Origin of the sequence: Georgenia soli (genome assembly GCF_002563695.1) — a bacterium.
In the GTDB taxonomy this organism is placed as follows: Bacteria; Actinomycetota; Actinomycetes; order Actinomycetales; family Actinomycetaceae; genus Georgenia; species Georgenia soli.
In genome coordinates this window covers 1934348-1957837 of sequence record NZ_PDJI01000004.1, presented here as the reverse complement: position 1 = coordinate 1957837, position 23490 = coordinate 1934348, and the positions used below count along the sequence as shown (strand labels likewise).

At 69.6% G+C, this 23490-nt stretch carries 7 protein-coding genes, 3 rRNA genes and 1 pseudogene; 9 read left to right on the top strand and 2 right to left on the bottom strand.

Annotated features, from left to right (window positions below; genetic code table 11):
- The first annotated feature begins 149 nt into the window (after positions 1-149).
- The gene (locus tag ATJ97_RS10105) at positions 150-1061 is read left to right on the top strand and encodes a universal stress protein (protein WP_098483634.1); all 912 of its coding nucleotides are present in this window, start codon (positions 150-152) and stop codon (positions 1059-1061) included.
- Positions 1062-1127: 66 nt separating this feature from the next.
- On the opposite strand, the gene ATJ97_RS10100 is transcribed toward ATJ97_RS10105, so the two are convergent.
- Positions 1128-5495 (bottom strand): beta-galactosidase, encoded by a 4368-nt coding sequence (locus tag ATJ97_RS10100; protein ID WP_143426983.1) that lies wholly within the window; start codon positions 5493-5495, stop codon positions 1128-1130.
- 381 nt (positions 5496-5876) lie between these two features.
- Here ATJ97_RS10100 and ATJ97_RS10090 point away from each other — a divergent pair, with 381 nt between their 5' ends.
- From ATJ97_RS10090 to rrf, 6 genes and pseudogenes are all read left to right on the top strand, one after another.
- The gene (locus ATJ97_RS10090) at positions 5877-9143 is read left to right on the top strand and encodes a DEAD/DEAH box helicase (RefSeq protein ID WP_211287158.1); all 3267 of its coding nucleotides are present in this window, start codon (positions 5877-5879) and stop codon (positions 9141-9143) included.
- Between the two features lie 125 nt (positions 9144-9268).
- Positions 9269-11268 (top strand): annotated as a pseudogene (locus ATJ97_RS10085) (APC family permease).
- Between the two features lie 209 nt (positions 11269-11477).
- The gene (locus ATJ97_RS10080) at positions 11478-11663 is read left to right on the top strand and encodes a hypothetical protein (RefSeq protein ID WP_098483632.1); all 186 of its coding nucleotides are present in this window, start codon (positions 11478-11480) and stop codon (positions 11661-11663) included.
- Positions 11664-12631: 968 nt separating this feature from the next.
- Positions 12632-14160, top strand: a 16S ribosomal RNA gene (locus ATJ97_RS10075).
- A 309-nt stretch (positions 14161-14469) separates the two neighbouring features.
- A 23S ribosomal RNA gene (locus tag ATJ97_RS10070) occupies positions 14470-17577 on the top strand.
- A gap of 108 nt (positions 17578-17685) precedes the next feature.
- Positions 17686-17802, top strand: a 5S ribosomal RNA gene (gene rrf / locus ATJ97_RS10065).
- The 16S, 23S and 5S rRNA genes sit together here, the layout of an rRNA operon.
- Before the next feature lie 238 nt (positions 17803-18040).
- Here the strand turns inward: rrf and ATJ97_RS10060 are convergent.
- A complete protein-coding gene (locus ATJ97_RS10060) occupies positions 18041-19027 on the bottom strand; it encodes a diaminopimelate dehydrogenase (protein ID WP_098483631.1) in 987 nt (328 codons plus the stop codon).
- A 139-nt stretch (positions 19028-19166) separates the two neighbouring features.
- On the opposite strand from ATJ97_RS10060, the gene ATJ97_RS10055 reads away from it, so the two are divergent.
- Both ATJ97_RS10055 and recC read left to right on the top strand, forming a co-directional pair.
- Positions 19167-19922 carry an ArsR/SmtB family transcription factor gene (locus ATJ97_RS10055; protein WP_098483630.1) on the top strand — a complete coding sequence of 252 codons (756 nt, stop codon included), beginning with the start codon at positions 19167-19169 and terminating at the stop codon, positions 19920-19922.
- A 153-nt stretch (positions 19923-20075) separates the two neighbouring features.
- Positions 20076-23453, top strand: a complete 3378-nt coding sequence (recC, locus tag ATJ97_RS10050) for an exodeoxyribonuclease V subunit gamma (protein ID WP_098483629.1) — start codon at positions 20076-20078, stop codon at positions 23451-23453.
- Positions 23454-23490: the final 37 nt, after the last annotated feature.

The window sequence follows — 23490 nt, the reverse complement described above, 5'->3', positions numbered from 1 at the left end:
GAGCGACGGCCCGCGTAGCGCGACGACGGCGGGACGAAAGGCATGCCCCGACGGTGCGGTTCCTGGCACGATGGAGGGGCACCGGTGGGCCGCGACGTGGCCGCCCTCCGGCCCGTGGAGGCGCCTGACGGCCGGTGCGGAGGTGCGAGATGGCTGCACAGCTGCAGGTGCCGTCCGGCGCCGTCGTCGTGGGGGTCGACGGGTCCGACAGATCCGTGCGTGCCGTGGACTGGGCCGCGGCGGAGGCGGAGCGCCGCGGTGCCCCCCTCCACCTCGTCTACGCCTTCGAGTGGCCGGCCCTGACGGAGGGCTACGAGCCGATGTCCTCCGACGAGATGCTGCAGCCCGGCAACCGCATGGTCGAGGAGCACGTCGCACGCGTCCGCGAGACGCATCCCGGGCTGGCCGTGTCCGGCCAGGCGGCGCTGGGACGCCCCTCCGTCGTCCTCGTCGAAGCCTCGCGGCGCGCCGCGGTGGTGGTGGTCGGGGCGCGGGGCCTCGGGCGGTTCACCGGGCCGCTGCTGGGCTCGGTGTCGCAGAAGGTCGCCGCGCACGCCCACGGGCCCGTCATCGTCGTGCGCCAGCAGGTGGCGGACCTGCCCGGGCCCGTGGTGGTCGGCGCGGACCCCGAGGACCCGCCGCGGGAGGCGCTCACGTACGCGTTCGAGGAGGCGCGCCGCCGCGGCACCGGGGTCCTGGTCGTGGCGGTCAGCCACGAGCTGCCCTTCCGGGCGGAGTACCCGGAGGCGGCGCTGCTGCGGATGTCCCAGCAGGTGGAGTGGGCCGAGCGGCACCTGCGCCAGATCGTCGACGAGCTCGCGGCCGAGCACGACGGCGTCCCGGTCGACCTCCGGATCTCCAACGCCTACCCCGTCGACGCGATCGTCGAGGCCGCCGGCACGCAGAGTCTCGTGGTCGTCGGGAGCCGTGGGCACGGCGGGCTGGCGAGCGTCCTGCTCGGTTCCATCAGCCGCGGCGTGCTGCACCGCGCGCCCGTGGTCGCCGTCGTCCGGGTCTTCCACGAACCGGTGGTGGAGACGGCGGAGACGGCCGGGACCTGAACGAGACTGCCGATATGGCCGCTCGTGGCGACCACATCGGCAGTCTCGGCAAGCTGGGGCCGGGTGTCAGGCCCGGCCCTCCTGCCCCGGCGGCGTGCCGCCGTGCCCGGGCGGCAGCACCGCGTGGGAGACCTCGACCGTGGTCTCGGTCCGTGCCAGCTCCGCCCCGCCGACGGCGTCGCGCACCACCACCGTGACCGGGTAGGTGCCGGCCCTGGTGAAGCGGTGCTCCGCCTCCACCTGGGTGCCGCTCAGCACCGCCGGCTCGGTGCCGTCGCCCCAGTGGACGCTCACCTCGACCAGCGTGCCGCTCGCGAGGGCGGGCAGCTCGACGGCTCCGGCGAGGGTGACCGTCTCGCCACGCCTTGCCTCGGTGAGGTCCGTCGACGCCGTGACGGCGACCTCGGGGAACGACGGCGCCTCGTTCTGGTCCGCCGGGACACCGCCGGTCATGCTGCCCACCTGGACGAGGGAGACGGCGTCGGGTCCGTGCCCGGCAACCTCCGCCGTGACGGCGACGGCGATCTCGTTCGTGCCGTCCAGGTCGAGGAACCCTGACGGGATGGTGAACCGCGTCTGCGGGCCGACGTTCCCGACCCAGGTGCCCACGTTCCAGCCGTTGACGAACATGACGGTGCGTGCCCTGTCGGACCGCCCGGCGTCGAACCGCTCGGAGCGGACGTCGAGCGCGAACGAGGTGTCCTGCCCGGCGGGCACGTCCAGGTCGAAGGACGTGCGGTACCAGTGCACCCCGGGCTCGGGCGCGTGCAGGTCGGTCGCCCCGGCCCAGGCGTCGTCCGGGTAGCCGGGCAGGTGCCAGCCGGCGCGCTCGCCGTACAGCCCGCCGTTGTTGTACAGCGTCCGGGCGGTGTCGAGCGGGGTGTCGGCGTCGCGGGCGCCCTGGAGCTTCCAGGTCACCTCGCCGGCCGCGCCGAGGTCGGCGTCGTACAGGCCGCGGTTCTGCTTCGACAGGCCGTCGTCGGACCAGTCCAGGTTCTGGCCCTGGTTGCGCACGAGCACCGAGACGACGACCTCCTCGCCCGGGACGGTGGCCCCGGCCGGGACCTGGAAAGTCTTCGCCCGGCCCTCCGCCGCCGCGGCGCCCGCGTAGTGCCCGTTGACCCAGACCAGCATGTTCGCGGAGTTGCGCCCGTGCCCGGGACCGCCGGTGCCGCCGTTGCCCGTCAGGGAGATGGTGGTGGCGTCGGTGGCGGTGTAGCGGGCCCGGTACCAGACGTCGCCCTCGAAGAAGCGGTAGTGGTTGGAGTCGAGCACCACGCCCTGGACCGGGCCCGGGCCCTGGCGGCGGTTCGCGGCCGACGTCGAGTCAGCAACCGTCCACGCGGCGTCGTCGAACGCGGGGTCCGCCTCAGGGTTCTCCGCCGCCGTCTGCCACTCCCGGAGCACCGGGGTCTCGACGGCGGCCGGTCCCGGCACGCTGCCGGTGACCTCGCCCGCCGGCCCGGTTCCGGCGTCGGACAGGGCCTCGCCGTTCCAGGTGACCTCGCTGACACCGGGCGGCAGGTGCACGGCGATGTCGCCGGCCTCGGTCATCGAACCGGTCAGGTGGGCGGTCGCGCCGTCGAAGGTCACGGTGCGCAGCAGGTGCGCGCCCGTGACGAGCACCTCGGCGTTCGGGCCGTCGGTGGCGCCGTCGTGCGCGCCGGCCACGGACCACAGCTGCGCCATGTCCTCCCGGGTGGTCACCTTGAGGAGCAGCGGCTCCTCCGTGCCGCCGCCGGAGATCCGGTAGGTGGCCGCGCCGTGGCTGTAGTTCAGGCGCAGCGTGCCGTTCTCGGCGTCCCAGACCGTGGTGGGCGCCTCGCCGTCGAGCGTCTCGACCCGCGGCTCCTCCGCGTAGTGCAGCACGGTCTCGCCGGCGTCCCCGGCCACGCCGGTGACGGTGAGCAGGCGGGCCCCCTCGACGGGCATGTCCTTCACCGGCTGGGACGTGGAGTAGTAGACGTCGTGCTCGCCGACCCTGAGGTCGGCGGCCAGCATGAGGGCGTCGCGGCCGTGCAGGGTCAGGTAGGTGCCCTCCTGCTGGGGGATGCGCTCGAAGGTCGGGCCGGTCGGCTCGGCCTCGGCGGCGTCGTCGGCCGGGGTGAGGACGTTGAAGGCGTCGACGGAGACGAAGGCGCCCGGCTCGGAGCTCGTCGCCGAGCCCACCTCGCCGGTGACCTCGACGCGGATGGTGTGCTCGCCGTCGGGCAGGCCGCGGGTCTCGAACGCCACGTGCTGCTTGGCCGCGTTCTGCGGCGGGCTGTACGTGGTGAAGGTCCCGGCCTCCTCGCCGTCGATCAGCACCCGCGCGACGCCGTGGTTGGCGGACTGCGGGGCGATGACCTGGATGCCGGTGCCGGTGAAGGTGTACTCGACGTAGTCGCCGGCGTTGTCCGAGAACGTCTCGGTGTCGAGGTAGTTGCCCTGTGTCCACGCCTGGCCGGACGCGGTCTCCCACGGGTCGGCCGGGTCCGTGGAGTGGTAGGTGAGGAGGCCGTCGCCGGGCTCCGCCGAGCGCTGGGAGTCGTCCACCGTGTACAGCGGCGGCGTGATCTCGAAGGCGTCGACGGCGACGAAGGAGCCGGGCTCGACGTTGCCGTCCGGGCAGCCCACCTCGCCGGTGACCTCGATGCGGATGGTGTGGGGGTTACGCGGGTCCAGGCCGTTCTTCTCGAACGCGACGGTCTGGTACTCGTTGGCGTAGCCGCCGGCCGCCAGGCAGGTGCTGGTCCGGCCGACCTCCTCGCCGTCGATCAGCACGCGGCCGACGCCGTGGTTGTTCGCCCTCGGCGCGATCACCTTGATGCCGGTGCCGGAGAAGGTCAGCTCGACGGCGTCGCCCGCGACGTTCGAGAAGGACTCGTCGCCGCCGTGGTCGCCGGCCGTCCAGCCCTGGCCGGAGGCGTGCTGCCAGCCCGTGCCGGTGTAGGTCACGGCGGGGTCGGCGTCGTTCACGCGCTCCACGGTCCGCGGCTCGGCCTCCTCGCCGAGCGTGAGCGACGTGGTGAACCGGGTCGCGGTGGTGCTGTTGGAGTCGTTGAGGCGGAAGCCCAGGTAGCGCGTTCCGTTCCCGGTGGCGGAGGACTCGAGATCCTCGGTGGCCACCCGCTCGTAGCCGTTGACCGGGGCGCCCTCGAGCTCGGCGATCTCCGGGGAGGGCAGCGGGCGCATCGACGCCAGCTGCGGGACGGCGGCCTGGAAGTAGCCGATCTCCTTCTGGGCCGCGAGCTTGTCGGTCAGCTGCCGGTTCTCGTCGATCGCGGCGCCGTAGTCATAGGAGGTGTAGCCGGACGACGGCGAGCCGGTCCAGCCCCAGTTCGTCCCGCCGAACGCCATGTAGTAGTTGAAGGCGGTGACGCCGTTGCCGATGTTGTTGGCACCCCACTGCCGGGTGAAGTCGGGGTCGACGAACTCCGCGCAGGTGTCGAACCCGAAGGACGCGCCCCACGGGCTGAACGCGCCGCCCTGCGCCTCGGAGATGAACTGCGGGAAGTCGGGCGAGATGGTGCGGTAGGTCGCCTCGGTGTCGGTGATGCGGTTGCGGCCGGCGGAGCAGTTGAAGCCCAGCGGGTAGGAGTCGTAGGCGTAGAAGTCCAGGCCGACGTCGCCCGCGGGGCCGTCCTCGCCGGGCACGAACCGGCCGCCGAGGTTGTAGTCGTTGTGGAACAGCGGGACGGAGATGCCGTCGTCGCGGACCTTCTGGCTCAGCGCCCGCATGAACGCCACCCGCTCCGCGCTCTCGCTGAGCATCTCGTTCTCGATCTGGTACATGATCACCGAGCCCTTGCCGGTGGTGACCTCGTGCTCGAGAACGATCCGGTCGAAGGCGTCGATCCAGTCGAGCGAGTCGGCGAGGTTCTCCGGGTCGGTGGTGCGGAGGCCGGGTCCACGGTTGGTCAGGTACGCCGGCAGGCCGCCCATCGAGATCTCGGCGTTCACGTACGGGCCGGGCCGGGCGATGACGTACAGCCCCTCCTCGGCGGCCATCGTGAGCAGGCGGTCGATGTCCTTGACGCCGGAGAAGTCGAACTCCCCGCCCGACGTGGTCTGGTGGAGGCCCCAGAAGAAGTAGAGCGAGACGGCGTTGAAACCGTTCGCCTTGATCTTCTGCAGCAGGTCGCGCCAGTGGTCCGGGCTCGGCAGGCGCCAGTAGTGGAACTCTCCGGACCAGACGTTGAGGCGCTCGCCGTCGACCATGAAGGACTTCTCGTCCCAGGTGACCCTGTGCGGACGGCCGTCGTTGCCGGGGAAGATCTCCGTGCTGTGGACGGCCTGTTCCGTAGCGGCGACCGCCGTGGGCTCGGCCGCGGCGGGCGGCGAACCGGGGACGACGGCGGCGCCGGTGAAGGCCAGCGCCAGGACGCCCGCCGTGGCCAGGAGGCGGCGTCGAGGCCGACGACGGTGCTCGGCTCTCCGATCGGGCTGGGGCATCGGTGGACTCCTTCGTCTGGCACCGGCCGCGCTGAGGCCGGTGGGCGGCGCCGCCGCTGGCAGGGACGGCGCCCCGAGGCGCCGGCGCCACAGCGGGCGCAAGTCCGGACCATAGCGACATCGCTGAGCGATTGGAACGGGGATTGTTCGGAAATGTCCGGCCATGGCAGCACGCTGCCAGCCTCGCGTGGCGGTTTGTGTGCGAACCCTGCCGGCGTGACCCGACGGCAACGACCCGGCGTGTCCGCCACCAGGGTGCCAGCCGGCAGCGTGCCAGCCGGCAAGGTGCCTCACCGGGCTCCGGGCGCGGACGAGCTGCCCCGGACCCCGGCCGCGTGGACCGGCCGGGCGATGTCGGCGGCTCCGCCTACGCTGGTCGACGTGGCCCGACGCCCCGCACTCGCGACGCTCCGCACCTGGCCAGACCTGCCGGGTGAGGACGAGATCATGCTGGCCGTCGGCGCCCAGACCTTCGCCCGCGGCGTCGGTTACGCGAAGTCGGGCAAGGTCAGCTGGCTGACGTCGGACCCCGAGCGCCGCGTCCTGTACGCCGAGGTGCAGGGCACGGACCCCCACCCGTACCAGACCCTCGTGCAGGTCGGCGACGCCGAGGGCAGGCGCCTGAGCACCGGCCGCTGCACCTGCCCCGTGGCCGTGGACTGCAAGCACGTCGCCGCCGTGCTGGTGGCCGCGCGCGACGAGCTCACGCCGCTGAGCCGCACCGCGCACCCGTGGGAGCGCCTGCTCGCCGACGTCGTCGAGGACGAGCGGGCCGACGGCGGTGAGGTCCCGATCGGGCTGCAGCTCGAACCCGTCGTCGAGCCCGGCTGGCGCGGGGAGCCGGAGACCCTGCGCATCCGCCTGAGACCCGTCGTCCCCGGGAAGAAGAGCCCCTGGGTGCGCACCGGGATCGGGTGGCGCGACCTGTCCTTCCGGTGGGGCGCGCACGGCCGCGTCGAGGCGCACCGCGAGGCCCTGCACGCGATCTGGATGGCCCACCAGCCCTCCGCGTACTCCTACAACGACACCGCGGTCTACCTCGACGAGTTCGGCCCGGCCGTCTGGCCGCTGCTGCGCGCCGCCGTGGACGCCGGCGTGCCGCTCGTCCCCGCGCGGCCGTCCGCCGGCGCCGTCGTCCTCGCGGACGCCCCGGCCACCGTCTTCCTCGAGCTCTCGCGCCAGGACGAGGGCGGAGTCGTGGCCGCCCCGGTCGTCGAGGTCCCCGGGCACGACGTCGCCCCGGCGGGCACCGGGCCCACCTCTCTCTCGTTCGTCGGCCGGCCCGCGCACGGGGTGGTCCTCGACCGGGAGCCTCACCCCCCGGCCGGCTCCGCCGTCGGCCTCGTCCTCGCACCGCTCACCCGGCCGCTGACCACCAAGGGGACCAACCTGCTGGCGGCGGGCGTGCTGGAGGTGCCGGAGGAGGACGTCGAGCGGTTCCTCGCCGAGTACTACCCCACGCTGCGCCGGCTGCTGCCGGTGCGGTCCTCGGACGGAACCGTCGAGCTGCCGACCGTGGCGGCCCCGCGGCTCGGGCTGACGCTGACGTACGAGCCGGACCATCACCTCAGCCTGGAGTGGGCGTTCCTGTACGACGTCGGCGGCTCGACGCGGCGGGTGCCGCTGGACGCCGGCCGCGGACCGGGGCGGGACCGCTCCGCCGAGCAGCGGCTGCTGCGCGAGGTGGACCTGCCGCCCGCCCTGCAGGCCGGTGCTGGGACGGTCGGTCCGGCGAGCACCGTGCGGCTCCGCGGCGTGGAGGCCGCGGTGTTCGTCGAGGAGACGCTGCCCCGGCTGCGGGAGCAGGGCGTCGAGGTCAGTGTGGTCGGGGAGCCGGTCGAGTACCGCCGCTCCGACGCGGCGCCCGTCATCCGGATCTCCGCCACCGACTCGGGGGAGGGGGACTGGTTCGACCTCGGCGTCGCCGTCGAGATCGACGGCGAGCACGTCCCCTTCGAGAGCCTCTTCATCGCCCTGGTGCGCGAGGACAGCCACCTGATCCTGCCGTCGGGCACGTACTTCCGCCTCGACCGCCCGGAGCTCGACGAGCTCCGGCGCCTCATCGAGGAGGCCAGCCAGCTGCAGGAGCGCCCGCCCGGCAGCCTGCGCCTGACCAGCTACCACGCCGGGCTCTGGGAGGAGCTCGCCGCGCTCGGTGTGGTCGAGGAGCAGAGCGAGCGGTGGGTCCGGTCCGTCGACAGGCTGCTCGCGGGCGAGGGTGCCGATCCGCCGGCAGTGCCCGCCGGGCTGCGGGCCACGCTGCGCCCGTACCAGCTCGAGGGCTTCCGGTGGCTGAGCTACCTGTGGGACGCCGGGCTCGGCGGGATCCTCGCCGACGACATGGGTCTGGGCAAGACCCTCCAGACGCTCGCGGCGCTGCTGCGCGCCAAGGAGGCCGGCACTCTCTCCGCGCCGGCGCTCGTGGTCGCGCCGACGTCGGTCGTGGCCGGGTGGGCCGAGGAGGCGCGGCGGTTCGCGCCCGACCTCAACGTCGTCGCCGTGACGGAGACGGAGAAGAAGTCGGGCCGGAAGCTGGCGGACGACGTCGCCGGGGCCGATCTCGTCGTGTCCTCCTACGCCCTCTTCCGCATCGACGAGGCCGCCTACCGCGGGCTGGAGTGGAGCGGTCTCGTCCTCGACGAGGCCCAGTTCGTCAAGAACCACCAGGCCAAGACGTACCAGTGCGCGCGGCGGCTGCGGGCGCCGTTCAAGCTGGCCATCACCGGCACGCCGCTGGAGAACAGCCTCATGGACCTGTGGTCCCTGCTGTCGATCGCGGCGCCCGGGATGTTCCCCGACCCCAAGGTCTTCGGCGAGCTCTACCGCAAGCCGATCGAGCGGGGCACCCGGCCCGAGCTGCTCGAGACGCTCCGACGGCGGATCCGGCCGTTCATCCGCCGTCGCACCAAGGAGCAGGTGGCCACCGACCTGCCGCCCAAGCAGGAGCAGGTGCTCCACGTCCAGCTCAACCCGCGCCACCGCAAGGTCTACGACACCCACCTCCAGCGGGAGCGGCGCAAGGTGCTCAGCCTGCTCGACGACGTCGAGAAGAACCGCTTCACCATCCTTCGGTCCCTCACCCTGCTGCGCCAGCTCAGCCTCGACGCGTCGCTGGTGGACGAGCAGTACGCCAAGGTGCCCTCCTCCAAGGCCGACGTGTTCATGGAGCAGCTCGAGGAGGTCATCGCCGGCGGGCACCGGGCGCTGGTGTTCAGCCAGTTCACCAGCTTCCTCGGCACGGTCCGCGACCGGCTCGACGCCCAGGGCATCGACTACTGCTACCTGGACGGGCGCACGCGCGACCGTGCCCGGCGGGTCCGGGAGTTCAAGACCGGTGACGCGCCGGTGTTCCTCATCAGCCTCAAGGCCGGCGGGTTCGGGCTCAACCTCACCGAGGCCGACTACTGCTTCGTGCTCGACCCGTGGTGGAACCCGGCCGCCGAGGCGCAGGCCGTGGACCGCACGCACCGCATCGGCCAGGACAAGCACGTCATGGTGTACCGGCTGGTCGCCGAGGACACGATCGAGGAGAAGGTGCTCGCCCTCCAGGCGCGCAAGCGGGACCTGTTCGACAAGGTCATCGACGAGGGTGGGACGCTGTCGGCCCCGCTGAGCGCCGCGGACATCCGCGAGCTGCTCACGGTGTAGCCCCCGCGGCCGACCCGGGCCGCGGGGAGGCGCGGCGCCCGCTTCTCGCTCACAATGAGAGCGCGAGGAGCGACGCGACGTGCTGACAGGTCCCCACGCGCGGGCTCGTCAGATCGGCAGAGACGATGACCCTTCACAAGGCGGTCGCGATCCCTTCCACGGTGCCCTCACCGGTGCCGCCCGCCGAGCCCAGATCGCCGCTGTCCCGGTGGCTGCTCGAGCACCGCGTGCAGCCCGTGGGGCCCCAGGCCACCGAGGAGCACGTCACCCCGCACCCGTGGTGGAAGGTCATGTGCCTGACCGGCGTCGACTACTTCTCCACCATCGCCTACCTGCCCGGCATCGCCGCGCTGGCGGCGGGTGCCCTCTCCCCGCTCGCCACCCTGCTCATCGTCGCGCTCACGCTCTTCGGCATGCTTCCCATGTACGGCCGCGTCGCCGCCGCCAGCCCGCACGGGCAGGGCTCGGTGGCCATGCTCGAGAACCTGCTGCCGTTCTGGCGCGGCAAGATCTTCGTCCTCGTCCTGCTCGGCTTCGTGGTCACGTCCTGGATCATCACCATCACGCTCTCCGCCGCCGACGCCTCCGTCCACGTCCTCGAGAGCCCCCTGTTCCCCGAGGCCCTCCACGGCCACGCGGTCGGCCTGACCCTGTTCCTGCTCGTCGTCCTGGGCGGAGTGTTCCTCCTGGGGTTCCGGGAGGCGATCGGCGTCGCGATCCCCGTGGTCGGCCTCTTCCTCGTGCTCAACGCGGTGGTCGTCGTCAACGGTCTGCTGGGGGTTTTCACCAGCGGGACGGCGTGGTCGACCTGGGTCACGGCCCTCACCGCGCAGGGGGGCGGCCTCGGCGGCGTCATCGGGCCCGCGGTCCTGGCCTTCCCGCTCCTCGTCCTCGGCCTGTCGGGCTTCGAGACGGGCGTCAGCATGATGCCGCTCATCGCCGCGGAGGGACGCGACCGCGAGGAGGTGCTGCGGGCGAAGGTCCGCAACACCCGCAGGCTGCTCACCACTGCGGCGGTGATCATGTCGGTGTACCTGATCAGCACCACGCTCGTGACCACGCTGCTGATCCCGCCGGAGGAGTTCGAGGCCGGCGGCGCCGCCAACGGGCGCGCCCTCGCATACCTCGCGCACCAACGCCTCGGGGAGACGTTCGGTACCGCCTACGACGTCAGCACCATCCTCATCCTGTGGTTTGCCGGAGCCTCCGCGATGGCCGGGCTCATCAACATCGTGCCGCGCTACCTGCCCTCCTACGGCATGGCGCCGGAGTGGGGGCGGGCCGTGCGGCCGGTCGTGCTCGTCTACACGACGATCGCCGTCGTCATCACGATCGCCTTCGGGGCCGACGTCAACGCCCAGGCGGGGGCCTACGCCACCGGCATCCTGGCGATGATGGTCTCCGGCGCCGTTGCCGTCACCATCGCCGCCGCCCGCCACCGCCAGCGGGCCGCCACCGCCAGCGGGGCGCCGCCGTCGGCTTCGGGATCCTCACCGTCATCCTGCTCTACGCGCTTGTCGACAACGTCCTGGAGAAGCCGGACGGCATCACGATCTCGTTCTTCTTCATCCTCGGGATCATCGCCGTCTCCCTCATCTCGCGGGCGTCGCGCACCACGGAGCTGCGGGTCGACGCCATCGAGCTCGACCCCGCCGCACGGCGGTTCATCGCCGACTCCCTCGCGCGCGACGGCGGCCTGAACATCATCGCCAACAAGCGCCAGGGCGGAGACGTGGCCGAGTACTCGATGAAGGAGCGCGAGCAGCGCGGGATGAACCCCGTGCCCGGCGTCGCCCACGTCCTCTTCCTCGAGATCGACGTCGACGACCCGTCCCGGTTCAGCGGCGTCCTGCACGTGCGGGGGACCGAGGTGGGCGGCTACCGCATCCTGCGGGTCGCCAGCCCGGCGGTCCCGAACGCCATCGCGGCCCTCCTCCTGGGGCTGCGCGACGCGACCGGTGTCCGGCCGCACTGCTACTTCGAGTGGTCCGAGGGATCGCCCGTGTTCCATCTGCTCCGCTATCTCTTCCTCGGCCAGGGCGACACCCCGCCGGTCGTCCGGGAGATCATCCGGAAGAGCGAGCCCGACCCGGCACGACGGCCCGGCCTCCACGTCGGCGGGTGAACCCGCGATTTCGCGCGCCGCGGGAAGGGGCCTCTCGGGCTCGGACAGGTTGACGCACCGGCCGGCGGCGCGCCGAGAGCGTGTTTGAATCGGGGCAGAAGCGTCCCCTACTGTGGGGACCCGGCACGCATGGGGGAGTGTCGGACCGAAGGTTGCGACTCAGCGCGGGTGATGACGCCCGCGCACGACCCCCGAGGAGGCTGGCGGCGATGGCCACCACCACCACAGAGCAGTCCACGCTGACGTACGCCGAGGCCGCGTACCTGATGTGGCTGGAGTGGGAAGAGGAACGCCACCGCGACGGCGCCCCCCAGATGATGCCGTGGGACGAGATGTCGGAGTCGTTCCGACGGCTGCTCGTGACCGGGAGGTACGGCCACCGCCTCGCAGTCTGAGCCGCTCACCGGCGCAGCCCGTGCTGACCACAAGCACCCCGAAAGGGGATCGGCTTCGGCAGCCCCCTTGCGAGCTCGGGCAGGCCAGCCTGGCCCACGGGCACGGGCACGGGCAGTCAGCCGTCGGCCGGCCCCGGCGGGCACCCGTCGCCAGTTTGCGCCGCGGGCATCGGCAGTTACCCGTCGGTACCTCGCGGGGACTGGTTGCACGGTGTCGTCCAGTGAGTGACGGCGACCCGCTCCCCGTCACGGAGCCCCGCACCCCGTGCGGGACGTTGCAGCCCGCGACAGCGCCCGGCGCCCCCGTCGGGGCCGTTGCCGACGGCGGAGCCCCAGCGCGCCGGTGAGGGCTGCGAAACGGCGGATCCTCAGGCCGCGTGAGCTGCTCCAGGCCGCCAGAACGTTGTGATCGGGGTCATGGGTTGGTGGTTTGACCGTGGGTTCTGGGGCTGCTTAATATTGGTGAGCCCTGCCAGGGAGGCACGGACACCGTGAGGGTGGCCGGTCCCGGGGGAGTCCTGGTTCTGATGCGTGGTTTTGTGCTGCGTGGGGTGCTGGGGGATGCCTGGCCGGTTTGTCGGTCTCGTCGGATGTGTTCCGGATTACTCCGGAGTGATTTGGTGGGGCGGGCGCGGATGGGTTAGGTTTGAGAGGTTGCCCCGGTGGGGGTTCGGGACTGAAGGGTTCCGGGTTTCTGCGGTGTGTGTCTGTTCTTTGAGAACTCAACAGTGTGCCAAGTTTTTGATGCCATTTGAATTCTGGGTGTCATGGCTGGTCCGGCCGTTCTGGTCGGGTCTGGTTGTGGTGTCTGGGGTTTTGTTTTGTTTTGGTTTGCGTGCCTGGTCCTGCTCCGTCGGGTCTGGGTGCGTTGGCCTGGATTGACTCCCTTGTCCTGCTTTTTGGGTGGGTGGGGGGTTCTCCGTATGGATTGTCGGGGCGCGCCTTCGGGTGTGGTTCGGCGTTTGTTTTTAACGGAGAGTTTGATCCTGGCTCAGGACGAACGCTGGCGGCGTGCTTAACACATGCAAGTCGAACGATGATGGCCCGGGCTTGCCCGGGTCTGATTAGTGGCGAACGGGTGAGTAACACGTGAGTAACCTGCCCCTGACTTCGGGATAACCGCGAGAAATCGTGGCTAATACCGGATATGACGTCCCGCCGCATGGTGGGGTGTGGAAAGACTGTGTCGGTTGGGGATGGGCTCGCGGCCTATCAGCTTGTTGGTGGGGTGATGGCCTACCAAGGCGACGACGGGTAGCCGGCCTGAGAGGGTGACCGGCCACACTGGGACTGAGACACGGCCCAGACTCCTACGGGAGGCAGCAGTGGGGAATATTGCACAATGGGCGCAAGCCTGATGCAGCGACGCCGCGTGAGGGATGACGGCCTTCGGGTTGTAAACCTCTTTCAGTAGGGAAGAAGCTCTTCGGGGTGACGGTACCTGCAGAAGAAGCGCCGGCTAACTACGTGCCAGCAGCCGCGGTAATACGTAGGGCGCAAGCGTTGTCCGGAATTATTGGGCGTAAAGAGCTCGTAGGCGGTCTGTCGCGTCTGCTGTGAAAACGCGGGGCTCAACCCCGCGCCTGCAGTGGGTACGGGCAGACTAGAGTGCGGTAGGGGAGACTGGAATTCCTGGTGTAGCGGTGGAATGCGCAGATATCAGGAGGAACACCGGTGGCGAAGGCGGGTCTCTGGGCCGTTACTGACGCTGAGGAGCGAAAGCATGGGGAGCGAACAGGATTAGATACCCTGGTAGTCCATGCCGTAAACGTTGGGCACTAGGTGTGGGACCCATTCCACGGGTTCCGTGCCGCAGCTAACGCATTAAGTGCCCCGCCTGGGGAGTACGGCCGCAAGGCTAAAACTCAAAGGAATTGACGGGGGCCCGCACAAGCGGCGGAGCATGCGGATTAATTCGATGCAACGCGAAGAACCTTACCAAGGCTTGACATACACCGGAAACGTCCAGAGATGGGCGCCCCGCAAGGTCGGTGTACAGGTGGTGCATGGTTGTCGTCAGCTCGTGTCGTGAGATGTTGGGTTAAGTCCCGCAACGAGCGCAACCCTTGTCCTGTGTTGCCAGCGGGTTATGCCGGGGACTCATGGGAGACTGCCGGGGTCAACTCGGAGGAAGGTGGGGATGACGTCAAATCATCATGCCCCTTATGTCTTGGGCTTCACGCATGCTACAATGGCCGGTACAAAGGGCTGCGATGCCGTAAGGTGGAGCGAATCCCAAAAAGCCGGTCTCAGTTCGGATTGGGGTCTGCAACTCGACCCCATGAAGTCGGAGTCGCTAGTAATCGCAGATCAGCAACGCTGCGGTGAATACGTTCTCGGGCCTTGTACACACCGCCCGTCACGTCACGAAAGTCGGTAACACCCGAAGCCGGTGGCCCAACCCTTGTGGGGGGAGCCGTCGAAGGTGGGACTGGCGATTGGGACGAAGTCGTAACAAGGTAGCCGTACCGGAAGGTGCGGCTGGATCACCTCCTTTCTAAGGAGCTCACTCACACCGCCCCCTCCTTCGTGGGGATCAGCTGGTGGTGTGCAGGTGGCCGCGCCCGGGCCGAACGTGTCCGGGGTGGTTCGCTCACGGGTGGAACGTCAGAGACTTGTGCATGCTGTTGGGTCCTGAGGGAACAGGCCCCCGCCGCCGGTCTTCGTGCCGGCGGGTCGGGGAACCGAGTTTCGCTCTGGTGGCCGCTTCCTGGCCCTCCCGCCGAGTTGTTCGGTGGGGTGGGCGGGAGAGTCGGTGCGTAGCTTGAGAACTGTACAGTGGACGCGAGCATCTTTGATCTTTTGTGGTCAAGTTTTTAAGAGCATTCGGTGGATGCCTTGGCACCAGGAGCCGAAGAAGGACGTTGTAGCCTGCGATAAGCCTCGGGGAGCTGGCAAACGAGCTGTGATCCGAGGGTGTCCGAATGGGGAAACCCGGCCAGAGTCATGTCTGGTTACCCGCGCCTGAATATATAGGGCGTGTGGGGGGAACGCGGGGAAGTGAAACATCTCAGTACCCGCAGGAAGAGATATTCCGTGAGTAGTGGCGAGCGAAAGCGGATGAGGCTAAACCGGGGGTGTGTGATAGCCGGCGGGCGTTGCACCTTCGGGGTCGTGGGACCTGCTGACCAGTTCTGCCGGGCTGGTGAGGAGTGAGAAAGTCGCGGTGTAGTCGAACGGTCTGGGAAGGCCGGGCAGAGTGGGTGAGACCCCCGTAGACGAAACGTCGTGGCCTCCTTGCAGGTATCCCGAGTAGCACGGGGCCCGTGAAATCCCGTGTGAATCTGCCAAGACCACTTGGTAAGCCTAAATACTACCTGGTGACCGATAGCGGACAAGTACCGTGAGGGAAAGGTGAAAAGTACCCCGGGAGGGGAGTGAAATAGTACCTGAAACCGGATGCTTACAATCCGTCGGAGCCTCCATGGCTGGGGTGACGGCGTGCCTTTTGAAGAATGAGCCTGCGAGTTAGTGGCATGTGGCGAGGTTAACCCGGGTGGGGAAGCCGTAGCGAAAGCGAGTCCGAACAGGGCGATTCAGTCGCGTGCTCTAGACCCGAAGCGGAGTGATCTACCCATGGGCAGGTTGAAGCACGTGTAAGAGCGTGTGGAGGACCGAACCCACTTAGGTTGAAAACTGAGGGGATGACCTGTGGGTAGGGGTGAAAGGCCAATCAAACTCCGTGATAGCTGGTTCTCCCCGAAATGCATTTAGGTGCAGCGTCATGTGTTTCTTGCCGGAGGTAGAGCTACTGGATGGCCGATGGGCCCTACAAGGTTACTGACGTCAACCAAACTCCGAATGCCGGTAAGTGAGAGCATGGCAGTGAGACTGCGGGCGATAAGGTTCGTAGTCGAGAGGGAAACAGCCCAGACCACCGGCTAAGGCCCCTAAGCGTGTGCTAAGTGGGAAAGGATGTGGAGTTGCACAGACAACCAGGAGGTTGGCTTAGAAGCAGCCACCCTTGAAAGAGTGCGTAATAGCTCACTGGTCAAGTGATTCTGCGCCGACAATTCAGCGGGGCTCAAGCACACCGCCGAAGCCGTGGCATCCGCGCATACCCCAGCGTCCCCTCGAGGGACGTTCAGGGGCGCGGGTGGGTAGGGGAGCGTCGTGTGGGAGGTGAAGCTGCGGGGTGACCCAGTGGTGGATCCCACACGAGTGAGAATGCAGGCATGAGTAGCGAATGACGGGTGAGAAACCCGTCCGCCGAATGACCAAGGGTTCCAGGGCCAGGTTAATCCGCCCTGGGTAAGTCGGGACCTAAGGCGAGGCCGACAGGCGTAGTCGATGGACAACGGGTTGATATTCCCGTACCGGCGAAGGACCGACCATGCCGAGGCCGGTGATGCTAACCACCCAAACCCGTCCTCCCTCCTTCGGGAGGGATCTCGGGGGCGCGTGGGACCCGATCCGGTAGTAGGTAAGCGTGTTAACAGGGGTGACGCAGACAGGTAGCCACCGCGTGCTTAATGGCAATGCACGTCTAAGGATGCAGGGCGGGGTGCAGGCAAATCCGCACCCCACACAGCCTCAGGTCCGACAGTGACCCCGTATGGGGGAAGCAGGGTGATCCTATGCTGCCGAGAAAAGCCTCGACGCGAGGGACTAGCCGCCCGTACCCGAAACCGACTCAGGTGGTCAGGTAGAGAATACCAAGGCGATCGAGAGAATCGTGGTTAAGGAACTCGGCAAAATGCCCCCGTAACTTCGGGAGAAGGGGGGCCTGAGAGGTGAGGCCACTTGCTGGCTAGCCTTTTCGGGCCGCAGAGACCAGGGAGAAGCGACTGTTTACTAAAAACACAGGTCCGTGCGAAGTCGCAAGACGATGTATACGGACTGACGCCTGCCCGGTGCTGGAAGGTTAAGAGGACGGGTCAGCCGCAAGGCGAAGCTCAGAATTTAAGCCCCAGTAAACGGCGGTGGTAACTATAACCATCCTAAGGTAGCGAAATTCCTTGTCGGGTAAGTTCCGACCTGCACGAATGGCGTAACGACTTCTCCGCTGTCTCGACCGCGAACTCGGCGAAATTGCACTACGAGTAAAGATGCTCGTTTCGCGCAGCAGGACGGAAAGACCCCGGGACCTTTACTATAGCTTGGTATTGGTGTTCGGTACGGCTTGTGTAGGATAGGTGGGAGACTGTGAAGCATTCACGCCAGTGAGTGTGGAGTCATCGTTGAAATACCACTCTGGTCGTACTGCACATCTAACCTCGGTCCGTGATCCGGACCAGGGACAGTGCCTGGTGGGTAGTTTAACTGGGGCGGTTGCCTCCTAAAATGTAACGGAGGCGCTCAAAGGTTCCCTCAGCCTGGTTGGCAATCAGGTGTCGAGTGCAAGTGCACAAGGGAGCTTGACTGTGAGACTGACAGGTCGAGCAGGGACGAAAGTCGGAACTAGTGATCCGGCGGTGGCTTGTGGAAGCGCCGTCGCTCAACGGATAAAAGGTACCCCGGGGATAACAGGCTGATCTTGCCCAAGAGTCCATATCGACGGCATGGTTTGGCACCTCGATGTCGGCTCGTCGCATCCTGGGGCTGGAGTAGGTCCCAAGGGTTGGGCTGTTCGCCCATTAAAGCGGTACGCGAGCTGGGTTTAGAACGTCGTGAGACAGTTCGGTCCCTATCCGCTGCGCGCGCAGGAAACTTGAGAAGGGCTGTCCCTAGTACGAGAGGACCGGGACGGACGAACCTCTGGTGTGCCAGTTGTTCCGCCAGGAGCATGGCTGGTTGGCTACGTTCGGAAGGGATAACCGCTGAAAGCATCTAAGCGGGAAGCCTGCTTCAAGATGAGGTTTCCACCACCCACGGGTGGGAAGGCCCCCAGCAGACCACTGGGTTGATAGGCCGGACGTGGAAGCGCGGTAACGCGTGGAGCTGACCGGTACTAATTGGCCGACAACTTGCCACAACACCAACACGTGTTGGAAGAAACGAAGTATTGCTACGCGTCCACTGTGCGGTTCCCGAGATACGCACCACCCGTCGTCCTCGGCGGGGGCTGATATCTCCATAGAGTTACGGCGGTCATAGCGAGGGGGAAACGCCCGGTCCCATTCCGAACCCGGAAGCTAAGCCCCTCAGCGCCGATGGTACTGCACGGGAGACTGTGTGGGAGAGTAGGACACCGCCGAACACCCATTCCAGAAATGGCCCTCACCACCAGGTGAGGGCCATTTCTGCATTCCTGGGGACTTTTCCCAGAGAGATGTGCTCTGACGACGCTCAAGTCATGGCTTTCCGCGCGGTCTTGAGGCGTCGGCGGCATCGAGCAGGTGTCCATCGTCAGTGCCGCGGCAACTGGCCCCGGCGGTGCCCGTGGTGGACTACCGCCGAGGCGGGGCGGCGCTCAGGCGACGGGGTGTGGGCGCTCCTCAGAGAAGCTCGGCGCGCAGCTCGTCGGGCGACTTGGGGGAGAGCAGCCCGGGCGGGACGTCGAAGACCGTCTTCGCCCCCACCTGGCCCTCAGCGTTGAGCCGGTGCACCGCGCGCGCGTAGGCGACCAGCACGCTGGCGGTGAACTCGGGGTTGCTCTCCAGCTGCAGCCGGTACTCCACCACCTGCGCGTGGCTGCCGCCGGTGGTGCCGGAGCGGATGACGAAGCCGCCGTGCGGCATCGCCCCGTGGTCGCGCCGGAGTTCCTCGGAGCTGATGAAGTGCACCTCGGTGTCGTAGTCGGCGAAGTAGTGGGGCATCGTCACGATGGCCTCCTTCACCGCGTCGGCGTCGGCACCCTCCTCGAGGACGACGTAGCACTCGCGACGGTGCTTCTCCCGGGTGCTGAGCTCCGGGTGTCGCCCGCTGCGCACGGCGTCGATCGCCTCCTCCGAAGGGACGGTGTACTGCACGCCGGCGGCCACGCCGGGCACCCGCCGCACGGCGTCGGAGTGACCCTGACTCAGCCCCTTGCCCCAGAAGGTGTAGGTCTCTCCCTCCGGCAGCAGCGCCTCCCCGTACACGCGGTTGAGGGAGAACATGCCCGGGTCCCAACCGGTGGAGATGAGCGCCGTGCGCCCCGCCGCCCGAGCCGGTGCGTCGACCGCGGCGAAGTACTCCGGGATGCGGGCGTGGGTGTCGAAGCTGTCGACCGTGTTGAAGCGCGCCGCCAGCGTAGGGCCCTGCTCGGGCAGGTCGTCCTTGGACCCGCCGCACAGGATCAGCACGTCGACGTCGTCGCGGCCGTCGTCCAGGCTGTCGAACGACAGGACCGGTGTGCTCGGGTCCGGGGCCTCGATGTCGCCCGGCTGACGGCGGGTGAAGATGCCGACGAGCTCCATGTCGGGGTTCTGCGGCACCGCCAGCGCGACGCCGCGCCCCAGATTGCCGTACCCCACGATGCCGATGCGGATCTTCTCGCCCATGCCCCTGCCTTCCCGTCTGTGTGCAAACTTCGACGATGACGCTAGCCCGGACCGCGGCCCCCGTGCGGCTCCGGCCACGGACCGATCTGTTCCAGGACCCACCCCTTGACACGTGACCGTTCGGTCACACAATGGAGATGTGGACGAGGTCTTCAAGGCCCTGGCCGACCCCACGCGCCGGCAGCTCCTCGACGAGCTCTTCCGCCAGGACGGGCAGTCCCTGAGCGCGCTCGAGCAGCACTTCGAGATGTCCCGCTTCGGTGTGGCGAAGCACCTGAAGCTGTTGGAGGAGGCCGGCCTCGTCGTCACCCGGCGGCGCGGCCGCGAGAAGCTCCACTTCCTCAACCCGGTTCCGATCCGCCTCATCCACGACCGGTGGGTGAGCAAGTACGCCGAGCCCTGGGCGGCGACGCTGAGCGGGCTCAAGAGCAGGCTGGAGACTCCGATGGAGAAGGTCTTCGAGATCTACATCCGCACCACTCCCGAGCGCCTCTGGGAGGCGATCACCGACGGCGAGACCCGCGCGAAGTATCAGTTCGGGGCTCACGTGTTCTCCGACTGGTCGGTCGGTTCCACCGTGACGCTGAGGCACCCCGCCGGCGGCGGGCTGGTCCTGACGGAGGGGGAGCTGCTCGAGGTGGACCCGGGGCGCCGCCTCGTCCACACAATGCGCGCGCTGTGGAGCGATGACGTCGCAGCCGAGGGAGTCTCACGCGTCACCTGGGAGATCGAGCAGGTGCAGGACTCTTGCCGCCTCACCGTCACCCACGACCAGCTGCGCGACGGCGCGAGCGAGGAGCTCTACGGGGGCTGGCCGATGATTCTCTCCGGCCTGAAGACGTGGCTGGAGACCGGGAAGACGCTCACGACCCCGGGGTCGCTCATGTACGCCTGACTTCCGCCGGTGCGGCTTACCAGGCGGGTGCTGCCTCGTGGCCGCTGGCCGTCTGGCCGTCTGGGCGGTTCGGGCACGGGAGAGTCCTATATCGGGTCTGGTGTCGGTGGGCCGTCATAGAGTGGCGGCAGACCACACCGGGGAGGGACGCCCGTGCTCCACCTGCACCGCTCCGAGCGCGCCGATGCGCTCGTCCCGCCGCTCGCTGCCGTGCTCGCCGACCCGCCGGACGACCCGTTCACGCCCGACGTCGTCGCCGTGCCGACGCGCGGCGTCGAGCGCTGGCTGGCCCAGCGCCTCTCGCACCACCTCGGGGCGGGTCCTGCCGGCGAGGCCGGCATCTGCGCCAACGTGACCTTCGGCTCCCCGCTCCGCCTCGTCGGCGAGGTGCTCACCGCAGCCCTGGGGCTGGACGCCGACGACGACCCGTGGCAGCCCGAGCGCCTCGCGTGGCCGCTGCTCGAGGTCGTCGACGCCACCCTCCACGAGCCGTGGGCCGCCCCGATCGCCCGGTACGTCGGCGACGACGGCGACGAGGTCCGCCGCGGCCGGCGGCTTGGTCTGGCCCGCCATGTGGCCCGCCTGTTCGCTGCCTACGCCTCCCAGCGCCCCGACCTCGTCGAGGCCTGGGCGCGCGGGCTGGACGAGGACGGCGGCGGCGGGCCGGTGGACTCGGACCTGCTCTGGCAGCCGCACCTGTGGCGCCGGCTCCGCGACCACGTCGGCACCGCGAGCCCGGCCGAACGCCTGGGCGAGGCCCTGCGCACGATCGTCGAGCGGCCCGACGCCGTCGACCTCCCCGACCGCCTCTCCGTGTTCGGTCCCACCCGCCTGCCCGAGGACCAGCTCCGGCTCCTCACAGCCCTGGCCGAGCACCGCGACGTCCACCTGTGGCTGCCGCATCCGTCGCCGGTCCTGTGGGACCGGGTCGCCGCCGTCAGGACCACGTCCCGACGGCGCAGCGACCAGCCCGCGGTCGCCGAGCACCCCATGCTCGCCTCGATGGCGCGCGACTCCGTCGAGCTGCAGCGTCGCCTCGGCACATCCGCCGTGGGGTCCTCCTCCACGTCGGACCCGGCGGTCCACCACCACCCCGCCCCGGCGCCCGCGGGCACCCTGCTCGGCGCGCTGCAGGAGCGCCTGCGCGACGACGCGCCGGACGCCCCGCCCCATGCCCTCGCGCCCGGCGACCGCACCGTCCAGGTGCACGCCTGCCACGGCCGCACCCGGCAGGTCGAGGTGCTCCGCGAGGTCCTCGCCGGCCTGTTCGCCGACGACCCCACCCTCGAGCCGCGCGACGTCATCGTCATGTGCCCCGACATCGAGGCGGTCGCCCCGCTGGTCGCCGCCACCTTCGGTCTCGTCGCCGACGACGCCGACCACCGGCACCTCGTCCACCCCGGCCAGTCCCTGCGTGTCCGCCTGGCAGACCGCTCACCCGGGCGCACCAACCCCGCGCTCGGCCTGCTCAGCTCCCTCCTCACCCTCGCCGACGGCCGGGTCACCGCCTCGGAGGTGCTCGACCTCGCCGCCAGCGAGCCGGTCCGCCGCCGCTTCCGCCTCTCCGACGACGACCTCGACCGCATCCGCGACTGGTCGGTCGCCGCCGGAGTCCACTGGGGCGAGAACCTCGACCGCCGCGCGCGCTTCGACCTGCCCACGCTGCGCCAGGGCACCTGGGACCTGGCCCTCGACCGCATCCTCCTGGGCGCCGCCATGGCCGAGGAGGGCTACCGCTACGTGGGCCCCGCGCTGCCGATGGACGACGTCGACTCCACCGACATCGACCTGGCCGGCCGCCTCGCCGAGCTGCTCTCCCGCCTCACCGACGTCCTCGCCACCCTCGACGGCACCCACCCGCTCGGACACTGGCTCGACGCCCTCGACCGCGCGCTCACCCTGCTCGCCGACACCACACCGACCGACTCCTGGCAGCTCGTCCAGGCCCGCTGGATCCTCGCCGACGTCCGCGACTCCGGCGAGCACCACGACGCCGTCCCCCTGCGCCTCCCCGACGTCCGCGCCCTGCTCGCGGACCGCGTCGAGGGCCGCCCCACCCGCGCCGGCTTCCGCACCGGCGCCCTGACCATGTGCTCGATGGAGCCGATGCGCGCCGTCCCGCACCGCGTGGTCTGCCTCCTCGGCGTCGACGACGGGGTCTTCCCCCGGGGCACCTCCGCCGACGGCGACAACCTCCTCCTGCGCGACCCCTGCCTGGGCGAGCGCGACCGGCGCAGCGAGGACCGTCAGCTCTTCCTCGACGCCGTCACCGCCGCCTCGGACCACCTCGTCGTCCTCTACTCCGGCGCCGACGAGCGCACCGGCGCCGCCCGCCCGCCCGCCGTGCCCGTCGGCGAGCTGCTCGACGCCCTCGACGCCGCCGCGACGACCGGCGACGACCGCCCTGTCCGCGAGCACGTCGTCGTCCACCACCCCCTCCAGGTGGTCGACGAGCGTAACTTCACCCCGGGCACCCTCGGCCGCCCAGGCCCGTTCAGCTTCGACACCGTCGCGCACCGCGCCGCCCTGGCCGGCCGCGGCGACCGGACCGGAGCGACGCCGTTCCTCCCCGAGCCCCTCCCGGCCCTGGAGGCGCCGCTCGGCATCGACCTCGACGACCTCGTCGCCATGCTCGAGCACCCGGTGAAGTGGTTCCTGCGCCGCCGCCTCCAGCTCTCCCTCGCCGGGGAGGTCGAGGACGTCGAGGACCGCCTGCCGCTGAGCCTGGACGGGCTCGGCACCTGGCAGATCGGCGACCGGCTGCTCGCCGCCCGGCTCGCCGGGGTCGACCAGCGCCAGGCGGTCAACGCCGAGTGGCGCCGCGGCGAGGTGCCGCCCAAGGAGCTTGGCCGGGCCACGCTCCTCGACGTCGACACCAGGGTGGCCCCCATCGCCGGTGCCGCCTCGGGCTACGCGCTCGGTCCGGCCACCGCCGTCGACCTCACCGTCCGGCTGGCCTCCGGCACCGTCCTGACCGGCACCGTCCCCGGCGTCCACGGCACCACGGTGGTGCGCACCGTGTTCTCCCGGCTCGGGCCGAAGCACCGCCTGCGCGCCTGGGTCCAGGCCCTCGCCCTCGCGGCCGGCCACCCGGGCCGCGACTGGTCCGCTGTCACGATCGGGCGGCCGAGGCACAACCGCCCCGGCGCCGTCGTCTCCAAGCTCGCGGCACCGTCCCAGCAGGAGGCGCTCGAGCTCCTCGAACAGCTCGTGCACCTGCGCTCCCTCGCGGCCCGCGAGCCGCTGCCGATGCCCGTCCCGGTCTCCTGCTCCTACGCCAACAGTCGGTACGGCGGGGACTCCGAGGCGATGGCCCTGGAGAACGCCACGCGCGAGTGGAACGGCGGCTTCGACCGGGACGACGAGCACCACGTCGTCTGCTGGGGCGAGGGAGCCGCCCTCGCGGACATCCTCGGCACCCCCACCCCGGCCGAGCAGGCGTGGTGGCCCGAGGACCGCACCCGGCTGGGCGTCCTGGCCCGCCGCGTGTGGGAGCCCCTGCTCGCCCACGAGGAGACGGAGATCCCGTGAGCCCCAGTGCCACCCCCGACGCGCGCGAGCTGTCCCG

Coding starts and splice junctions, on each gene's coding strand:
- ATJ97_RS10105 (WP_098483634.1), top strand. CDS start 150: ATGGCTGCACAGCTGCAGGTGCCGTCCGGCGCCGTCGTCGTGGGGGTC.
- ATJ97_RS10100 (WP_143426983.1), bottom strand. CDS start 5,495: ATGCCCCAGCCCGATCGGAGAGCCGAGCACCGTCGTCGGCCTCGACGC.
- ATJ97_RS10080 (WP_098483632.1), top strand. CDS start 11,478: ATGGCCACCACCACCACAGAGCAGTCCACGCTGACGTACGCCGAGGCC.
- ATJ97_RS10060 (WP_098483631.1), bottom strand. CDS start 19,027: ATGGGCGAGAAGATCCGCATCGGCATCGTGGGGTACGGCAATCTGGGG.